The organism is Acinetobacter sp. SFB (genome assembly GCF_001647545.1).
In the GTDB taxonomy this organism is placed as follows: Bacteria; Pseudomonadota; Gammaproteobacteria; order Pseudomonadales; family Moraxellaceae; genus Acinetobacter.
Genome location: NZ_LSZH01000011.1, coordinates 412868 through 431301 on the forward strand (window position 1 = coordinate 412868; position 18434 = coordinate 431301).

Here is an 18434-nt window from a genome sequence, read left to right on the forward strand (position 1 = left end):
GTAATTTAGATTTAAATCGATTGTTGCATCATGGCAACCAGTTCCTGTACTGCACGTGACTGGGTGCGTCCAGGATGCCAAACCATACCCAATTGACGGTTCATTTCAAGGTTAATATCCAGTTGTTTTAAATCATGATTGACCAGCGTTTTGGGTAATACCGACCAGCCCAGTCCAATCGAGACCAGCATCCGAATGGATTCAAGCGGATTGTTGCTCATGGTGATTTTCGGTTTAACGCCTTGCTTTTCAAACTCGGCCAGCGTGATTTGTGTGGTATAGGTTTGTGCCGCCGGCAATAGGCTTGGATATTGAATCAGATCTTGCAGTTGCAAATCTTTCCGATTGGCCAAGGGATGAAAAGGCGCTGCCACAAAAACCAGAGGATCATTCCAGATGGTGACATAACTGAGACGAGCATCGCCCTGAGGAGGAAGAGTCAAAAATGCCAGTTCCAAGTCACCGGCAAGCACTTTTTCATGTGCCTGTTCAGAATCGACAAAGTGCACATCTAGCGTTACATTCGGAAATTCCTGAACATAATGAAGCAAGTGGCTGGGTAAATGATGCAAACCAATATGATGACTGGTGCCAATTTTGAGTTTGCCCTGAACTTGTCCTTGTTCATGACTTAAGGTGTGGTGAATATCACCCAGTTCATTCAACCAGTTTTTAACTTTGGGTAAGAGCGAATGAGCGGCATGAGTCGCTTGAACGCCACGACCCGCAGATTCAAACAATTTAACTCCAAAATATTCTTCTAGACTATGAATTCGTTTGGTCACTGCCGGTTGGGTAATAAATAACAGATCGGCAGCCAGTGAAATAGAGCCGGTTTCCATGACTTTAACAAACGCTTCAAAAGCAGCAAGATTCATAGTAATAGTCTGGTTATACAATATTAAGATAATTATAAAATATTATTATATTAATAGTGAATCTAATCCTAAAATATATACATAAAAATGTATAAAGATGTAAATTTGAATCGTGGAAATAAAAAATTACTCTATAAAGGAGAGTGATTTTAATAAAGCAGAGCATACCTAAACCCAAGACTCATATAGTTTAACTTGCGTTTAACTGATTATATTCCTGCTGTCTGGTATTTTTGGCTGCTTTTGCTTCCCACACTTTTTCATGGAAAAAGAAGGCAAAGGCCTGAATGGTGGGTTCAAGTAAGCTTAGGGTTAAAGCCATCCAGATACTTCCTGTCACGAAATAGCCTACCAACATGGCAATGGTGATGTGCATAATGTAATAGCTAAAGGTTTTCTTAAACATACGCTGGTTGTTGTCAACGAATTTTTGAATATAAGCCATGGGTTAAGTCCTCAATCTTTACTCGGGATATGGCTAAATGATAATCAGTCTTATTTAATTTGTAAAAACGAATATATTGAATTTTTCAATCGGTTTTACAAATTGGAAAGTGAGTCAATTATAAAAACAAGTGCACAGTATCAATTACTGATGCATTTCTAGCAGGAGATAAATCATGGACATTAAACATATTAAATACTTGTTGGATATATTCGAGGAAGCGGTAGAAAAAAGGATGGGTGTCTACGAGCTTGCAGATGATGAAGGTGATGAAAACAGAGCCGCTGCTGAGTGTAATCAGGCTAGGGCTGAATTAGTCAAGGCGATTGAGCAACTGGCACAGAGCAAAGAGCATTCTTCTAAATAGGTGCTTGGTTAACTACGGACAAGTTTTGAAATTATTCAGTGGGTAGGTAAATTGAAGTTGCCTATGCAGCATAGACTCGATCATTTTATGCAAAGTTGAGGCTGCTCGGTAACGAAATAATCGATCTTGAGGAGTTCAAAAACCATGCGTAAATAGCGTCTTGATTTGAAAAGTATGCAGATAAAATTTTGCAAAAATGCAGCTTTATATAGACCAAGAACTAATTCCAAAAAGTTTTCAAACTAATAAAAATGATAAATTAGATTTATGCGAATACGTGGTTATAATCGAAGTTAATAAAAGCATTACCCAGTTCTATGGAGCGCGTCGACATGGCAGGCAATACCCCAAAAGCAAAGACTTTGTATGACAAATTGTGGGATGACCATTTAGTAAAACAACGAGATGATGGCTCAGCCTTACTTTATATCGATCGTCATTTATTGCATGAAGTAACCTCACCCCAAGCTTTTGAAGGTTTGCAGCTTGCAGGTCGTAAACCTTGGCGTTTAAGTGCCAATGTCGCCACTCCAGACCATAATGTACCGACCTCAAAAGCTGAACGTGATCAAGGTATTGCCGGTATTGAAGATGAAACTTCACGTATTCAGGTACAAACTTTGGATGACAACTGTGAAGCGTTCAATATCGTCGAATTTAAAATCAATGATATCCGTCAAGGGATTGCGCACGTGGTCGGCCCTGAACAGGGTTTGACTTTGCCCGGTATGACCGTGGTATGCGGTGATTCACATACGGCGACGCATGGTGCATTTGGTTGCTTGGCACACGGGATTGGTACTTCAGAAGTTGAACATGTATTGGCGACTCAATGCTTGATTCAAAAGAAAATGAAGAACATGTTGGTACGTGTTGACGGAAAGTTGGGTCAAGGCGTCACTTCAAAAGATGTGGTGTTAGCGATCATTGGTAAAATTGGTACGGCGGGTGGTACAGGTCACGCGATTGAATTCGGTGGTCAGGTATTCCGTGACATGTCAATCGAAGGTCGTATGACTGTGTGTAACATGGCGATTGAAGCCGGTGCACGTGTGGGTATGGTCGCTGTCGATGACAAAACGATTGAATATGTCAAAGGTCGTAACTACGCACCAAAAGCTGAGCAGTGGGATCAGGCAGTTGAATACTGGAATACCTTGCATTCGGATGAAGATGCACACTTTGACACTATCGTGGTGTTGCAAGGTGAAGCGATTGAACCGCAAGTGTCTTGGGGAACTTCTCCTGAGATGGTCATTCCAGTGTCTCAAGCAGTGCCAACATTGGGACAAGCTAAAGACGACGTTCAACGTAATGACTGGACACGTGCTTATAAGTACATGGGTTTGAATGAGGGTCAGGCATTGGCAGATATCCAATTAGACCGTGTGTTTATTGGTTCGTGTACCAACTCACGTATTGAAGATATTCGTGCTGCTGCTGAAGTAATTAAAGGCCGTAAAGTTGCCGGTTCAATTAAACAGGCGATGGTGGTTCCGGGTTCCGGTTTGGTGAAACAGCAAGCTGAAGCGGAAGGCTTGGATCAAGTATTTTTGGACGCTGGTTTTGAATGGCGTGAACCGGGTTGCTCCATGTGTTTGGCCATGAATGCCGACAAATTGCAACCGGGTGAACACTGTGCCTCAACCTCAAACCGTAACTTCGAAGGTCGTCAGGGTAATGGCGGTCGTACTCATTTGGTGAGCCCAGCCATGGCAGCAGCAGCAGCCATAGCCGGTCACTTTGTTGATGTACGTACGTTTTAATTTCGGCTAATAGGAGCAAAGACATGAAAAAATATACCGTTGAACAAGGTATCGTTGCACCATTAGACCGTGCCAATGTCGATACAGATTTAATTATTCCAAAACAGTTTTTAAAATCAATTAAGCGTACTGGTTTTGGCGAAAACTTGTTTGATGAATTGCGCTATCTGGATGAAGGTTATTTGGGTTTAGATAATTCTAAACGTCCAAAAAATCCAGATTTTGCTTTAAACCAGCCGCGTTACCAAGGTGCTTCAATCTTGATTTCACGTGCCAATTTTGGTTGTGGTTCAAGCCGTGAGCATGCGCCGTGGGCACTTGAAGAATACGGTTTCCGTACTGTGATTGCGCCAAGTTATGCAGATATTTTCTTTAACAACAGCTTTAAAAACGGCATGTTGCCTGTGATCTTATCTGAACAGATTGTGGATCAATTGTTTAAAGAGTGTGCTGCAACTGAAGGCTATCAACTGACGATTGACTTGCAAGCCCAAGAAGTACGTACGCCATCGGGTGAAAGCTTTAAATTTGAAGTCGATCCGTTTCGTAAACATTGTTTGTTGAATGGTTTGGATGATATTGGTTTAACCCTTCAGGCAGCAGATGATATTCGTGCCTATGAAGAAAAAACCAAGCAATCGCGTCCTTGGGTATTTCAGGAAATTCATGCTTAATTGCTTGAATTTTCAGCCCTAGTAGTATCGGAGCCTAACTCTTGCTAATATCGAGTCCATAAAAATATCTCGTTGGCTTTAATTGGTGAGGGGGACTCGAACAATGGCAAAGGTTAATGCTCGGCTTGCTGTACTTGGTTTTATGGTCGCATCATTAAGTGCATGCCAAACCATTGATACTGCACGTATTAAAAATGTGAAAGAAACAGAATCGACAGAATTGAATGCGTTGATTTTCTGTTCGGGAACAGAACAATGTGAATTTGAGCGTTTGGATCAAATTCACATTGTCGATGCACAAAGTCATCGGGTGAGTCGTGAAGCCATTCAAGAAGGTCTTGTTCGTTTAAAAGCGAAGTCGTTGAATGAGTCTAATCCTCTATTTTTGTCTGTACCGACAGGGCAGCATGAAATAGTAATTCGCTTCTATCCGATATCAAAAGATCGCGCTGAAACGCTGCATGTATTCCATAATTTTACTTCGCAGAAAACTTATACCTTTAAGATGTATCGTGACCGAATCAATCATAAAGGTAATTTGTTGAATGCTTCTGCACCTGATCCACTGTGTGTTGAGCTTCAACAAGAACAAAAAACCATTCGGCGTTTCTGCAAACCCTATAATGTCCTGAATGGCTTAGGCGAGTTTGTAGAACAAAAAAATCTAAAATCCCCATCAGTCAAATGACTGAATTGAAAAATGGAAAACCTCATGTCTAAACATATTTTGATTTTAGCTGGTGACGGCATCGGTCCTGAAATTGTTAAAGCCGCAGAGCAAGTACTCACACGAGTAAATGAAAAATTCAATTTAGGTTTGACTTGGGAACAAGGTTTATTGGGTGGTGCGGCGATTGATGCGCATGGTGCGCCATATCCTGAACAGACATCCGAACAGGCAAAAAAAGCAGATGCGATTTTACTCGGTGCGGTCGGTGGTCCTAAATGGGATACGATTGAACGTTCAATCCGTCCGGAACGCGGTCTATTGAAATTACGCAGTGAACTTAATCTTTTTGCCAACTTGCGTCCTGCAATTTTGTATCCGCAATTGGCCGATGCTTCGAGCTTAAAACCGGAAATCGTATCTGGCTTGGATATTCTGATCGTTCGTGAATTGACGGGTGGGATCTACTTCGGTCAACCTCGTGGTATTCGTGAATTAGAAAACGGTGAAAAACAAGGCTTTAATACCGACGTTTATTCAGAATCTGAAATCAAGCGTATTGCCAAAGTAGCATTTGAGCTTGCAGCTCTTCGTGGCGGCAAAGTATGTTCTGTCGATAAAGCCAATGTGCTTGAAGTGACTGAACTGTGGAAACAAACCGTGACTGCAATGAAAGAAGCGGAATATCCAGAGATTAACTTGTCACACATGTATGTTGACAATGCCGCTATGCAATTGGTACGTGCGCCTAAACAGTTTGACGTAATTGTAACCTCTAACTTGTTTGGGGACATTTTGTCGGATGAAGCAGCGATGTTGACCGGTTCAATCGGTATGCTGCCTTCTGCATCTTTAGATGAAAATGCTAAGGGCATGTATGAACCTTGCCATGGTTCGGCACCCGATATCGCAGGTCAAAACCTGGCAAACCCACTAGCAACGATTCTTTCTGTTGCGATGATGCTTCGTTATACATTCCGTGAAGAGACTGCAGCACAAGCCATTGAAGCTGCTGTAGGTAACGTATTAGATCAAGGTTTGCGTACTGCAGATATTATGTCTGAAGGCATGAACAAAGTCGGGACTGTTGAAATGGGCCAAGCTGTAGTAACAGCATTGAATTAAGCTATTGGTTTAAATAGAAAACGCAGCCAAAGAGCTGCGTTTTTTTATGGATATTTAGGTCTGATTTAGCAGGTCCGACCTGTGTAATAAACAGACTTGGCAATATTGTTTTCTAAACGAAAAACAATTTTACATTGCAAGTTCACATCATAGCTTTGTGCGCTAGGCGTAATCGGGATCGGGATAGCACCCGAATCGAGATCAGCCGGATTTTGTGCTATGGGTGCCGGAATGCTAATAGGGCGAATCACCGTATAAGTGAGTGTCTGATTATCTCGAGTCGGTGAGAAAGCTTGCTGATAACCGATACTGCTCAAATCTAGGTTTGCTTCAATACTTTGGCTGCTCTTCCCAATGAATTGCTGTAAATAGGCATCACGCTGCATAGTCGTTGTCATAGGGGTAGTGGTACACGCGGTAACTAAAGCAAAAGCGGTACAGCATCCCAAAATCAGTGTGAATTTCATGAGTTATCCTCACACCAAATAAAAACCAGTTTAAGCAAATTTCCGGCAGAAATACTGTTGTAATTTGATACACGGTACAGATGGGTCGTCATGATGAGATCAGATCTGATCATTTAAAACTTGTCACAGGATATTCTTGCTGTTTAACAAGCTCTACCGGTATAGCGAATGGATTGAACAATCTCATCTTTCAAATTAAACCATACCTGACATTTCATCTCGATGTTATACCCACCATTTGAGGGAGTCGGCATTGGTGCACCCATCGAGATACTGTGACTAATATTAGGGGTGCCCATCGGAATATTCATATCACGAAAAATGGTGTAGCCAAGCAATTCTGCTGTCTGAGTCGGTTGTTGCGTGGTTTTAAATCCCATTTTACTTAGATCAAGTTGGCTACGAACCTGATCTGCAGTTTGGCCTACATATTGTTGTAGAGACTGATCAAGACGATGATTACCACCTGTTGCGCATGCTGTGAGGAATAAGCTGGAAATCAGGGTTAAATGCTGTAGTTTTATCATTTTTTAAAAGTATCTATTTAATTTTAATTCAATAGATAGTCATGAATTTTTCGACCTCTGTCAAATTTATTTTATTGAATAATAAAAAATTAAGGCAATAAAAAAGCCACTGTAAAGTGGCTTTTGCTTTCGCTAAAACTTAGCGTGCACGATAAGTAATACGACCCTTGGTCAAATCATAAGGAGTCATTTCTACTTTAACACTGTCGCCAGTTAAAATACGAATATAGTGTTTACGCATTTTACCAGAGATGTGAGCAATCACTTCATGGCCGTTTTCTAAACGTACACGGAACATAGTATTAGGAAGCGTTTCGGTGACAACGCCTTCGAACTCGATGAGTTCCTCTTTATTGGCCATAGCCTACCTGAATGAATAAATTGGAAAGGCGCAAATTATAGTCAATTTTTTTGCATAAAACAAGGCACAATGCGGCTTTGCCCGATTATCTGTCAGTTAAATAGGCGAACCATCGGTTTAAATTATTTCTACAAAAAAGCGTATTGTTCTGTTGTCAGTTTGGTCAATCGCAGTTAATCTAAAATTAATCTTTTTAACTATAAATGAATAATATATAAGGAAGGTCTTTGCGTGGGTCAGTTAACTGATGCATCGGTTGTTTTGCGATTGGGCTACCAAGCCATTCGTCGTGCAGGTTTGCCAACTGAAGAAATTTTAACGAAAGCTGGTGTGGCCTTAAATCAGGTCGAAACGAATGATCGTACTCCGCTCAGTGCCCAATATGCATTTTGGGTGGCTGCAGAGGAGGTAAGTAAAGATCCTGACATTGGTTTGCATTTAGGTGAACACCTGCCTTTATATCGCGGACAGGTGATTGAACATCTGTTTATTTCCAGTGAAAACTTTGGGGAAGGGCTAAAACGGGCCTTGGCCTATCAACGACTGATCAGTGATGCATTTCATGCCAAACTGATTATTGAAGATGATCGTTGCTATCTCACCAATGGTGAGCAGGGCGCCTGGGCGGACAATTTGGTCAATCGTCATTTTTCTGAATGTGCGATGACTGGGGTATTGCGCTTCTTTAAATTTATTACTGAAGGGCGTTTTCAGCCCATTTATATTGATTTTAATTTTAACGAAGGTGCTTTTGACGAGGAGTATTTCCGGGTTTACGAATGTCCGGTGAGTTTAGGTCAAAAGGAAACCCGTTTATATTTTGATCCTGCTATTTTGGATTATCAGTTATGGCAAGCTGAGCCGGAGCTATTGCAGTTGCATGAGCAATTGGCGCTTGAAAAGCTGCAAGAACTTGCACGCTATGATTTGGTCGGTGAAGTTCGCCGTGCCATCGGTTCAACTTTAGAAAGTGGTGAAACCACTTTAGAAACCGTTGCAACGCATTTAAATATTACACCGCGCCGTTTGCGTACCCAGCTGAGTGAAGCCAATACCAGTTTTCAGCAGATTCTTTCAGATTATCGTTGTCGTTTGGCAAAAAAATTACTGGCCAATACTGCCGAAAGTGTGGAACGGATTGTATATCTCACCGGGTTTTCTGAGCCGAGTACTTTCTATCGTGCCTTTAAGCGCTGGACCAATGAAACGCCAGTGGAATATCGGAAGCGGAAGCAGCGTTAAATTACTAATATTATAAATTCCTCCTAAAAGGAGGAATTTTTCATTGTAATGCTTTCTAGTCCGAGTAATTTTCCGTTTTACAGGAAGGGTTAGGGGGAAGATAGAAATGCCCTTTAAAAGAAGGATTTTTATTCCAAGAAATTTTAACTATTCCGGCATATTTAACCAGTGTGGTCCAAGTGGGGCTTGGGGTAAATCAAACTGTTCTGGATAATGTGCTTGAATGAAATACAAACCATCGGGTGGGGCTGTAATGCCTGCCGCTTTACGGTCTTCAGCGGCAAAAATATGGTCAATATGCTCAATCTCGTACATGCCCTGACCAATTTCCAGCAAGCATCCCATGATGTTGCGCACCATATGGTGTAAAAAACCATCTGCCTGAATATCCAAGACTAAATAGCAGCCGTGACGGATTAAACGGCAATGGCTGACATGACGCACCGGTTGTTTCGATTGACAGGATGCAGCCCGAAAGCTTTCAAAACTATGTGTGCCTTCGAATTTCTTCGCGGCCTCAATCATCTTGTCGACATCAAGCGGGGTATATACGTGCGTCACTTGTTTATAGAGCAGTGCAGGGCGACTGGGTGAATTGTAGATGACATAGCGGTAACGGCGCGATTGCGCTTTAAAACGGGCATGGAAGTCCGTATCCATCTCTTTAATCCACTGGATGGCAATGTCTTTGGGCAACATGCTATTTGCACCCATCAGCCAGCCAAGCAGTGGACGAATGGCAGAGCTGTCAAAATGTGCCACCATATTGGTGGCATGTACGCCAGCATCTGTACGTCCAGCGCCCTGTAAAATAATGGCTTCGTTGGCAATTTTACTCAGGACGGTTTCAATGGTTTCTTGAACGCTACGCACGCCAGTTTTCTGGGTTTGCCATCCTCGATACTCAACCCCAGAAAACTCGATACCGATCGCAAAACGCTGCATATTTACCTCTATTTACACTGAATCATGCCAGTGGGCATGCCACTGATCTACGCTGTCGTATTGTAAATACATTTTCAGTGCTTTTGCATAAAGATCTGCATGTCCTAGGCAATCACTTATCATAATATGGGCATGTTGTGTCCATTCACTTACCGCATAGCGTTGATCAATCGCGCCAAAAGGGACTTGAGTGGTGAGAATAATGGCGCAGCCTTGTGTATGAATTTCATGCAGCGTATCAATGAATTCTTGATTGACCGCTAAATTGCCTGTACCAAAGCCCTGTAAAATCAGAACATGAGGTGTGTCTTGTTGCAAATTTTTTAAGTTTTTAATTTGCTGTTCTATGGCTATGGGTTGTGCCATTAAGCTTAAAAAGTTAAATGAGTGTGCCTTTTCAATATCATGTTCATGCACGACATAGCTTTGCTGATGTGTGATTAGATTCTCTTTGGCACTTAATCCAACGAATGCATCTAAATTGGTCGTATGTCGTTTCAATGCTGTTTGGGCGTGAATAAGCTGGTGATGAAAAGCTAGATATACGCCCCCAGCACTTTTTAATACCGCATCGAGGGCAAAATTAAGGTTATCGATGGCATCGGTAAATTCACGGGTATTCGTTCCATTTACGTTCAGTAACGGATATTGACTACCAGTGAGTACAACATGTGCGGATTGTCCCAGAAACCGTGCAAGTGTTGCACTGGCATAGCTGAGGGTATCAGTACCGTGAATCACGACAAAATGTTGATAATTTTTAAGTTGTAAGCCTTGGATCATCTGAATGAGTTGCAGCCAGTCAGTGGCAGTACTGGCACTGCTGTCTTTTATACTGGGTGCAATAAAACATTCGATATGAAGATGCAAAGGAAGAACGCGTTGTAATTGGGGAATAAAATTTTCAGCAGGCATGGGACTCAGTGGCTCGCCAATGCAGCCAAATGTTCCCCCCATATAAATTAAAGCTATTTTTTTCATAATAAAAAAGCAGTCAATGATGACTGCTTTATAGTAGAGCGAAATATCTTAAGAAGCTATCTGATTGCGTAACTGATCGGCCTGTTGGCGTTGTTCAGCCGTATATTCAGCTTCTTGCTCTGCTAATAATTCACGCGCCGACTCAAAAGCACCGAGTTGAATATATTGCTGGGCAAGATCTAAATTCAGGCTAATTTCATTAACTTCTATAAGTTCAGGGAAGGATTGAACCAGTGGGTCATTTTGATCTGCTTTAGATGCAGATGAGCTGATATTGCTAATATCAAAACTTACCCCTGAAGCTTTCGCTGGAACTAGCTCTACAGGCGGTTGCTCAGTTGTGGTTGGTACTACTAGATTAAAATCTAAACTTGGTCTGGTTTCCTCAACTGCAATTTTTGCTTCAGTCGGTGCAACAGTTTCTGTCGCTGAAAAATCAAAATTAAACTCAGGTTTCTCATCAAGTACAGGTTCAACAGTAATAGCTGTATCAGCTGTTGTCGTTGTTTGCTCTGCTAGAGGAGTATCTAAACTAAAAGAGAAATCTAAGGGTTTGATTTCATCTGCTAAAGGAGTCGCTTCTTGCTTGGCAGTGCTTGCTGCAGGACTCGGGTCTAAAGACAGTGTACTGAAGTCTAAAGGTTTGATTTCTTCCACAGTCGGGGCAGGTGTTTCAACTTTTATTGTGGTGTCTAAAGTAAAGGTATTAAAATCTAAGGGCTGAATTTCTTCAACTGCTTGTGCTTTCGTGGAAAGTGATTCTTGCTGCAATTGATCTAAAGATTGATGAGGTGCTGTTGCAGAGGGTGCAGCAGTATTCATGAGTGCATCAAAATCAGCCGTATTTTTTTGTGCAGTCGGTGCGGTATAAGGAGGTGTTGGAACTAAAGATTCTGGTTTGAAATCAATGGTATCTCTAGAACTTTCGATTTTATTGTCATGAACTGCTTTTTTAGCAAGCGCTTGTTCTAAAATATCGTCCAGTTCTAATGAACGCAGATGATTAATCAGTTGGCTAATTGCAAACTCATCTTTTTGTAAGATATGAATATCCAGCAACAGTAAATACAACTCATGCTGTGAATTGTCTTTATTTAAGGCCTGATTAATCTGTGCTTCAGCAGAGAAAAAGTTACGCTCAACGATGAGTGCTTCAATTTTATTGCGCACATCAGCAGATAAAGGGGTGGTTTTTTTCTTCTCAACAACCGTATTTGCCACAACTTGGGTTTTTTGTGGGGACTTTTTCGTTGAGATTGTTTTTTTAGCTTTTGCCTTGGATGTTGACGTTTGCTCTGCCTGTTTATTGGTGTCACGCTTTTTTAATACAATTGCGATCACTAATAATAATATAAACGGAATCACATAAAGCAGCATGTTGTTACCCCTTGCAGGATTGAGTTTTTATCAATGAAACTCATCCAAAAAAATCAAATTGTATAACACCTTAGTGTGTTGGCTTTTTCTCTACTTGTTGTGCTTTCAATTGTTGTTGCAATTGGGCAAGACGAGTATTCAATAATTGAATTCTGTGATCCTTGTGACGTAATGCCAATTCTAACTGTGTTACGTTTCGCTGTAATTTAACGGTTTTTTCACGTGATGTCATAACTTTTAATGACAACTCGTTCGATGTTTGGTTTTTTTCTGTGTTCTTTTTAGCAGAACCGCTGGCTGAATCTTGTTCTTTCTCTGCAACCAGACTCATCTCTGCTTGATTCAGGCGGTATTTGGCTTTGCCCGATTGGTTGGACGGTGTTTTTGCCAAGTTTACTACACTGACTTTGTTCTCTTCTTTTTGGCTATTGTTGATATTTAAATTTAATGCCGCACCACGACGTAAGCGATTCACATCGCCTTGAATAAAGGCGTGTTCATTGTTGGCCTTGATCTGTTTCATGATCTCGCCAACTGGGCGATTTTGCTCCGTTGCTACACGTGATGCGATGGCCCAAAGTGATTCATTGGATTGCACCACATGTTGAGTGGTTTGTGTTGCAGCCACAGCCTCATTTTGCTGTTTGGGTGGCTTAGGGGTAGGGGAAGGCACTTCCGATTTAGTTTTTGCAGCAGCTTGTTCTGCCGGTTTATTCGCTATTTTATTTTCGGCTATTTTTTGATTCGGTGAGGCTGCATATTTTTTCACTAACGGATCTGCAGAAAAAGCTGCACTGGCAGTCGTTTTATTCGACGTAAGAGGAGTGTCTTTGATTTCATTCTTTGTCGATATTTCTTTTGATGCAGATGTTCTAAGTTCAGTTAATGCAGTCTTATTCGCTTGTGCTGACGGCATATTCATTGATGAGATGACCACAGGTGCAGGAGCCATAGCACTTAAGCGAGGTGGCGCTGCTTTTTGTACATTTAATGGAGCTTCAAAAGATTGATACGCCGCCGATTGTGCTTTTGCAAGCTGATATTGAGTACTTTCCGGCAAGTGCAAGGCAATATCTTTTTCACTGACAATGCTGATAGGTGCTAAAGGTTTTTCGTTGCTTGCAATACGGGCCTGAGTATTGGTGTTGCCACGGGGTAGCGGTGTTTTAATATGTTGTAAACGCGTTGCATTCCCTTCCTGAATTTTAATAATAATATTCAGTTCCGCTTCAGTCAGCGGACGGGAAGAAGTGATGGTGATTACCCCATTACCCGAACCATCACGACGGGTAAAAAAATTAAGATGTCCAGGGGGTTGATGGGCTACGCCTAAAGTGGTGAGGTCTTCTGCACTGGCTAAACTGGCCTGTATTTGTGCATTGGGATCAGCTTGGCGGAAATTCATTTCCGCATAGAGTAATTCACCCGGTGCAGACTGGATTTGAATAGGATCAATAGTAATCGCATAAATAGGTTGTGAAGCGATAATGGCTAAAATGGCAATCTTTAATTTGTTATATGCGGTCATCTTAATTTTTAGCTCGGTCTTGTATCGCACTGCGAAAGTTAGAGATTAACGAGATGTTGAATAATTGTAAAATACTAACATAAAGGATACATAAAAAAGCCGATCAATTGTGACCGGCTTTTCGTTTTCTTAATTTAAAAATTAAGAATTTTTATATTCAATGAGGATGCGAAGCATACGACGTAAAGGCTCTGCAGCGCCCCAAAGCAGCTGGTCACCAACAGTGAACGCGCCCAGGTATTCTTTACCCATATTGAGTTTACGCAAACGACCGACAGGAACAGTTAAGGTACCTGTTACCGCGACAGGAGTCAGGTCAGTCATTGACGCTTCACGGGTATTTGGAACCACTTTCGCCCATGGGTTAGATTGACCAATCATGTCTTCAATTTCATCCAAAGGTACGTCTTTCTTAAGCTTTAAAGTTAAAGCTTGAGAATGACAACGCATTGCACCAATACGCACACAATGACCATCAATCGGAACGATTTGTTGGTTGCCTAGAATCTTGTTAGTTTCAACCTGTGCTTTCCACTCTTCTTTCGACTGACCATTATCCAATTGCTTGTCGATATATGGAATCAGAGAACCGGCTAAAGGCACACCAAAGTTGGCAGCAGGGAAGCCTTCACCACGTTGCAAGTCCGCAATTTTAGAGTCAATGTCTAGAATTGGAGAGCGTGGATCATCTAACAGGTCTTTGGTATTGTTATATAAATAACCCATACCTGTAATCAGCTCACGCATGTTTTGTGCGCCTGCACCTGATGCTGCCTGATACGTCATGGCAGTCATCCACTCCACCAGATTGTTTTGGTAAAGCGCGCCCATGCTCATCAGCATCAAGGAAACGGTACAGTTACCACCGACAAATGTTTTAGTGCCATTCACTAAACCATCTTTAATCACGTGCATGTTGACCGGATCAAGCACAATGATCGCTTCATCATCCATACGCAGTGTAGAGGCCGCATCAATCCAGTAACCGTTCCAGTTTTCCGCTTTTAATTTAGGAAAAACTTCAGAGGTATAATCACCACCTTGGCAGGTAATAATGACATCCATTTGCTTCAGACTGCTAATATCTGATGCATCCATAAGTGCTGGGGCCGTCTTACCGCCAAACGCAGGCGCTTCACCACCGGCATTACTGGTAGAAAAATAGAATGGCTCAAAATGAGCAAAATCATTTTCTTCAACCATACGTTGCATAAGGACAGAACCAACCATCCCGCGCCAACCGACCAGACCTACTTTCATGTCGCTTTGCCTCGGTGCGTAAAAAAATAAAAGGGGGCTTGAGTGTATCAAAAGCGACCACAACTGCAAGTACTACACAATGAAAACATCAATATTATTGAGCGAAATATCTTGTTTATGTTACATAGAAAATTGATAAAGTTATTTCATCATAGAAAAACTAAAAGTAACACAAGAGCAGAGACTTATGATTTGGGTGGAGTTAATTTCGGTTTTTGTCATCTGGCTGACATTTTGGTCATTAATTCCGCGGGATGAATGGTGGATTCGAGGGGCCGATTTTCCACGCTTGCAAATTTTAGTGTTAGGACTGATTGCTTTTGTGCTGTTATTGCTCTGGGATCAGCCATGGGATCTATGGCGTGAAATTGTCTTTATTGGGTTGATTGCAGCACTGGCTTATCAATTAAAAATGGTACTGCCTTATACTTTTATTTGGAAAAAGCAGGTTAAAAAAGTCCGTCAGCATCAACTTAATCCAGATAAGAAAATTTCTGTGATTGTTAGCAATGTACTAACGCCAAATGATAAATACCATTTGTTGATTGACCAGATTCAGAAACATCAACCTGATTTGGTCCTGACATTGGAAACGGATCTAAACTGGCAAAAAGCACTTTCCGTGATTGAAAAAGATTATCCTTATCGCGTGCCTGTGCCTTTGGATAATCTGTATGGGATGCATCTCTACAGTAAACTTGAACTGAAAGATACTGAAGTGAAATTCATTTTAAGTGATGAAATTCCTTCCATTTATACCACAGTGATTTTACGTTCCGGTCAACCGGTTCAACTCTATTGCTTGCATCCTAAACCGCCAAGCCCAACCGAAGCCAAAGATTCCACCCTCCGGGATGCGGAACTTTTAATGGTGGGCGACCAGATTAAAGATTTAGATGAAAGCTGTATTGTGATGGGGGACTTGAATGATGTGGCATGGTCAAGAACCACGCGATTATTTCAGCGGATTAGCGGTTTGCTTGATCCGCGTGTAGGGCGGCATTATATCAATACCTTCCATGCTGATTATCCGTTATTACGCTGGTCGCTGGATCATATATTTCATAGTACCGATTTTGCTTTGGTTCATATGGAACGATTGCCGCATGTCGGTTCGGATCATTTCCCCGTGTATGTAATCTTACAAACCGGTCGTGTTTTTGAGCAAGTTCAAGATGAGCTAGAACAAACTGATGCCGATGAACAAGAAGCCCAGGAGGCGATTTGCGAAGGTATTCAAAAAGCTGAGAAGGAAGAAAAGTTAGTCACCGATAAAATTGCCCAGGTTTATAAAAGTGATCCTCAGGTACCTCAAGGTAATTAGGAGAAAAGTGTACGAAATGGCTTACACGGATAGAGGTCAATTGCGAATAGTTCTTTTTCCTATTTTTACTTAAGCTAGACTCATCAGCCAAGGAGTTGGGAAAGGAAAATCCCATTATGGAAGACGATGTAGGGCTGGTTGGTGAGTCATCACGGATAGGATGCAGGAATGGATAGCAATAACATAATAAAAATATGATTTGGAAAGCACAACCTTATATACCCGAGTTTTGCAGGATGCAGGACTCGGGTTATCATTTTATGCAATATTCTAAAAATAAAAGTTCAGTTATGTATTTATTTAAATTCTAAGAATTCAAAATATATATCATTAATTTTACTGATTTATCACGTGATGCTTAACAGATCTACGCTAGGCTATTACGGTGGTTTATTGTCGCCTTTTATTATCATCGTCAGTTGAAATCAAATTTTACCCCGGGTGATGATCTCAATTGAGGCAGAATTGTTTGATGCTCGCGATGATTTAATCAATTATCGACTTTGGCGTATGGGGGGCAGGATGCACGATATGATCAATACCATTTTCTGGGCTTTGATCATTTGGTTAATGGTGAGGTCTAAAGTTTGGAAGGGGGATTTATGCTTAGAGAACAGACCGAAAAGGAAAATCACGAAATTGTAAATCAGTTACAATGTTTTATTGATTTTTATGGAAGTTTATCTTTTACAGTAATGCATTTCATCCCGTTAGGTACTAAGGCTTTATTCAACTTCGATACCTATATTTATGAAGCGATGAAAGGAACTTTAGAGTCCATTTTAGTTTTAATTGAGAATGGGCGAGTTAATGATGCATATGCTTTACTACGTAAATTTTATGATATTTCTTTAATTAATGTTTATGTAAATTTATATTTAAAAAGAGAATTTGAAATAGACAAATTTGTTGTGGTTAAAATTCAGAATTGGTTATCTGGAAAAGAAAAAATTCCTGAATACAAGGAAATTAGACAGTATATTTCAACTAGTTTATTGGAACCTATCCAAAAAGAGTTGGCTAAACTCCCATATGAAGCTATTCGAAATCGTTGTAATGATCATATGCATTACAATTTTTTCAGTCATTTATTAATGAATACCCATGTGGTTGATATTAAAAGAAATGAGAAATTAGATCAGTTTTTAAAAGATATTCGTTATGTAGTTCTACTTAATTTAAGTTATATCTTATATTTGAATCCACACTATATGACTTCGGGAGATATTTTTGACTATCATGATAGTGGAATAATACCACCTGATAATTTACAGTATGAGGTGGCACCATGTGTACAGAATATGTTTGATAGTTTAATTAAAGTAGAAGTTCCTTTAATTGCTAAACTTATAAAAAATAATTGTTCAATGAATTTAAATTAGTATCTCTTTATACAAGTTAAGCGTCTGATCACACATCTCTTTTAAGCTAAATATCGTGACTGGCTCAACGTTTTGAGGCTGATCAATATGATGCTTGATTGCATTTAATAGTGCAGATTGGTCATCGACCTCAATTAAACCTTGTGGATATACAGACGATAAAATCTCTGCCACACCGCCACGGTTCCAGCCAATCACCGGTGTACCCACCGATAATGCTTCCAATGCGGTACGACCAAAGGTTTCCGCCTGATTTGAAAGAGAAAGAACCACATCACTAAACGCCAGCCACTCACGAATATCCGAACGATGACCGACAAAAGTGATTTTGTCGCGTAAACCTTTGCTCTGAATACTTTCTTGCATTTCTTGTAAGTAAGCAGCCTTTTTCGGATCTGCTCCGCCCACCACGACCGCATGCAGATTTGGATACTGGCTTTGCAATTGCTGCATGAGTTCAATTAAAGTTTCATGGCCTTTTAAACGGGTGATACGCCCCGGAAGGCACACTAAAAACTTGTTTTCCAGTTGAGGGAAATCTTTAAAGGTTCGATTGATCCATTGTGCAGACGGTTGATAGCCGTGAGGAAACTCTTGCGGTGAAATGCCGCGATAAATTCGCACGATATTTTCAGGCGGACAGTTTTGATAATGCTCGGTAATGTATTGCACCACACTGTCCGAGACGGCAATGACTTTTTCAGCTTGCGTCATAATGGCACTATAACGATTGGTTGAATAAAAGCCATGAACCGTTGAAATGAGATGTGGACGCTTATCTGCCGGAATGCCTTTTAAGGCGAAATGAGTCAGCCATGCGGGTACGCGTGAACGAACATGCACGATATCGGGTTGATGTTGTTCAATGAGTTTACGCAAAGGGCGTATTTGCCAAAGACTGGATAAAGATTTTTTATGAATCGCTAGAGTGAGGTGTTGTGAACCTTCCGCTTCAAGTTGTGCAACCAGACGTCCACCATTTGAAACCACTAAAGATTCATGACCATCTGCAACAAGCGCACGTGCAATTTCCAGTGTGCCACGTTCAACACCACCACTGTTCAATTCAGGAAGAAGCTGCATAATTTTCATCGGTGTGATCTTCATTATTTTAAAGG

General features: G+C 41.0%; 19 protein-coding genes. 8 read left to right on the forward strand and 11 right to left on the reverse strand.

Going from position 1 to position 18434, the window contains the following annotated elements; genetic code table 11:
* Positions 1-11 precede the first annotated feature (11 nt).
* Together AY606_RS06440 and AY606_RS06445 are read right to left on the reverse strand one after the other, a co-directional pair.
* Positions 12-878, reverse strand: coding sequence for a LysR family transcriptional regulator (locus AY606_RS06440; protein ID WP_067866297.1), 867 nt, complete (start codon positions 876-878; stop codon positions 12-14).
* A 190-nt stretch (positions 879-1068) separates the two neighbouring features.
* Complete coding sequence (locus AY606_RS06445) at positions 1069-1323, reverse strand: DUF2061 domain-containing protein (protein WP_067866299.1); 255 nt, start codon at positions 1321-1323, stop codon at positions 1069-1071.
* A 175-nt stretch (positions 1324-1498) separates the two neighbouring features.
* Here AY606_RS06445 and AY606_RS06450 point away from each other — a divergent pair, with 175 nt between their 5' ends.
* The 5 genes from AY606_RS06450 to leuB all read left to right on the forward strand — a co-directional run bounded on the left by AY606_RS06450 (position 1499) and on the right by leuB (position 5922).
* On the forward strand, positions 1499-1690 hold the full coding sequence (locus AY606_RS06450; protein WP_067866301.1) for a hypothetical protein: 192 nt from the start codon (positions 1499-1501) through the stop codon (positions 1688-1690).
* A gap of 332 nt (positions 1691-2022) precedes the next feature.
* Positions 2023-3456, forward strand: coding sequence for a 3-isopropylmalate dehydratase large subunit (gene leuC / locus AY606_RS06455; RefSeq protein ID WP_067866302.1), 1434 nt, complete (start codon positions 2023-2025; stop codon positions 3454-3456).
* Between the two features lie 23 nt (positions 3457-3479).
* On the forward strand, positions 3480-4130 hold the full coding sequence (leuD, locus tag AY606_RS06460) for a 3-isopropylmalate dehydratase small subunit (RefSeq protein ID WP_067866304.1): 651 nt from the start codon (positions 3480-3482) through the stop codon (positions 4128-4130).
* A gap of 103 nt (positions 4131-4233) precedes the next feature.
* Positions 4234-4818, forward strand: a complete 585-nt coding sequence (locus AY606_RS06465; protein ID WP_067866306.1) for a hypothetical protein — start codon at positions 4234-4236, stop codon at positions 4816-4818.
* Between the two features lie 24 nt (positions 4819-4842).
* The gene (leuB, locus tag AY606_RS06470) at positions 4843-5922 is read left to right on the forward strand and encodes a 3-isopropylmalate dehydrogenase (RefSeq protein ID WP_067866307.1); all 1080 of its coding nucleotides are present in this window, start codon (positions 4843-4845) and stop codon (positions 5920-5922) included.
* Between the two features lie 65 nt (positions 5923-5987).
* Here the strand turns inward: leuB and AY606_RS06475 are convergent, their stop codons facing one another.
* The 3 genes from AY606_RS06475 to infA form a co-directional block, all read right to left on the reverse strand.
* Complete coding sequence (locus tag AY606_RS06475; RefSeq protein WP_067866309.1) at positions 5988-6389, reverse strand: hypothetical protein; 402 nt, start codon at positions 6387-6389, stop codon at positions 5988-5990.
* A gap of 143 nt (positions 6390-6532) precedes the next feature.
* Positions 6533-6916, reverse strand: a complete 384-nt coding sequence (locus AY606_RS06480) for a hypothetical protein (RefSeq protein ID WP_502692112.1) — start codon at positions 6914-6916, stop codon at positions 6533-6535.
* A 139-nt stretch (positions 6917-7055) separates the two neighbouring features.
* A complete protein-coding gene (gene infA, locus AY606_RS06485; protein WP_001284370.1) occupies positions 7056-7277 on the reverse strand; it encodes a translation initiation factor IF-1 in 222 nt (73 codons plus the stop codon).
* Between the two features lie 231 nt (positions 7278-7508).
* Here infA and AY606_RS06490 point away from each other — a divergent pair, with 231 nt between their 5' ends.
* The gene (locus tag AY606_RS06490) at positions 7509-8519 is read left to right on the forward strand and encodes an AraC family transcriptional regulator (protein WP_067866311.1); all 1011 of its coding nucleotides are present in this window, start codon (positions 7509-7511) and stop codon (positions 8517-8519) included.
* A gap of 147 nt (positions 8520-8666) precedes the next feature.
* Here the strand turns inward: AY606_RS06490 and truA are convergent, their stop codons facing one another.
* The 5 genes from truA to asd all read right to left on the reverse strand — a co-directional run bounded on the left by truA (position 8667) and on the right by asd (position 14610).
* Positions 8667-9464, reverse strand: a complete 798-nt coding sequence (gene truA, locus AY606_RS06495) for a tRNA pseudouridine(38-40) synthase TruA (protein ID WP_067866313.1) — start codon at positions 9462-9464, stop codon at positions 8667-8669.
* A gap of 12 nt (positions 9465-9476) precedes the next feature.
* Positions 9477-10445, reverse strand: a complete 969-nt coding sequence (locus AY606_RS06500; protein WP_067866315.1) for an asparaginase — start codon at positions 10443-10445, stop codon at positions 9477-9479.
* A gap of 48 nt (positions 10446-10493) precedes the next feature.
* On the reverse strand, positions 10494-11822 hold the full coding sequence (gene fimV / locus AY606_RS06505) for a T4P machinery localization factor FimV (protein WP_067866317.1): 1329 nt from the start codon (positions 11820-11822) through the stop codon (positions 10494-10496).
* A gap of 70 nt (positions 11823-11892) precedes the next feature.
* Positions 11893-13350, reverse strand: coding sequence for a type IV pilus assembly protein FimV (locus AY606_RS06510; protein ID WP_067866319.1), 1458 nt, complete (start codon positions 13348-13350; stop codon positions 11893-11895).
* A gap of 141 nt (positions 13351-13491) precedes the next feature.
* Entirely contained in the window at positions 13492-14610 is a 1119-nt protein-coding gene (gene asd / locus AY606_RS06515) for an aspartate-semialdehyde dehydrogenase (protein WP_067866321.1), read from the reverse strand.
* Between the two features lie 187 nt (positions 14611-14797).
* Between asd and AY606_RS06520 the strand changes: the two genes are divergently transcribed.
* Both AY606_RS06520 and AY606_RS06525 read left to right on the forward strand, forming a co-directional pair.
* Positions 14798-15934 (forward strand): endonuclease/exonuclease/phosphatase family protein, encoded by a 1137-nt coding sequence (locus AY606_RS06520; protein ID WP_067866322.1) that lies wholly within the window; start codon positions 14798-14800, stop codon positions 15932-15934.
* 602 nt (positions 15935-16536) lie between these two features.
* Entirely contained in the window at positions 16537-17316 is a 780-nt protein-coding gene (locus AY606_RS06525; protein WP_067866324.1) for a hypothetical protein, read from the forward strand.
* Here AY606_RS06525 and AY606_RS06530 read toward each other — a convergent pair.
* Positions 17308-18408, reverse strand: a complete 1101-nt coding sequence (locus AY606_RS06530) for a glycosyltransferase family 4 protein (protein ID WP_067866326.1) — start codon at positions 18406-18408, stop codon at positions 17308-17310. The two genes, AY606_RS06525 and AY606_RS06530, sit on opposite strands and share 9 nt — an antisense overlap.
* Between the last annotated feature and the right edge of the window lie 26 nt (positions 18409-18434).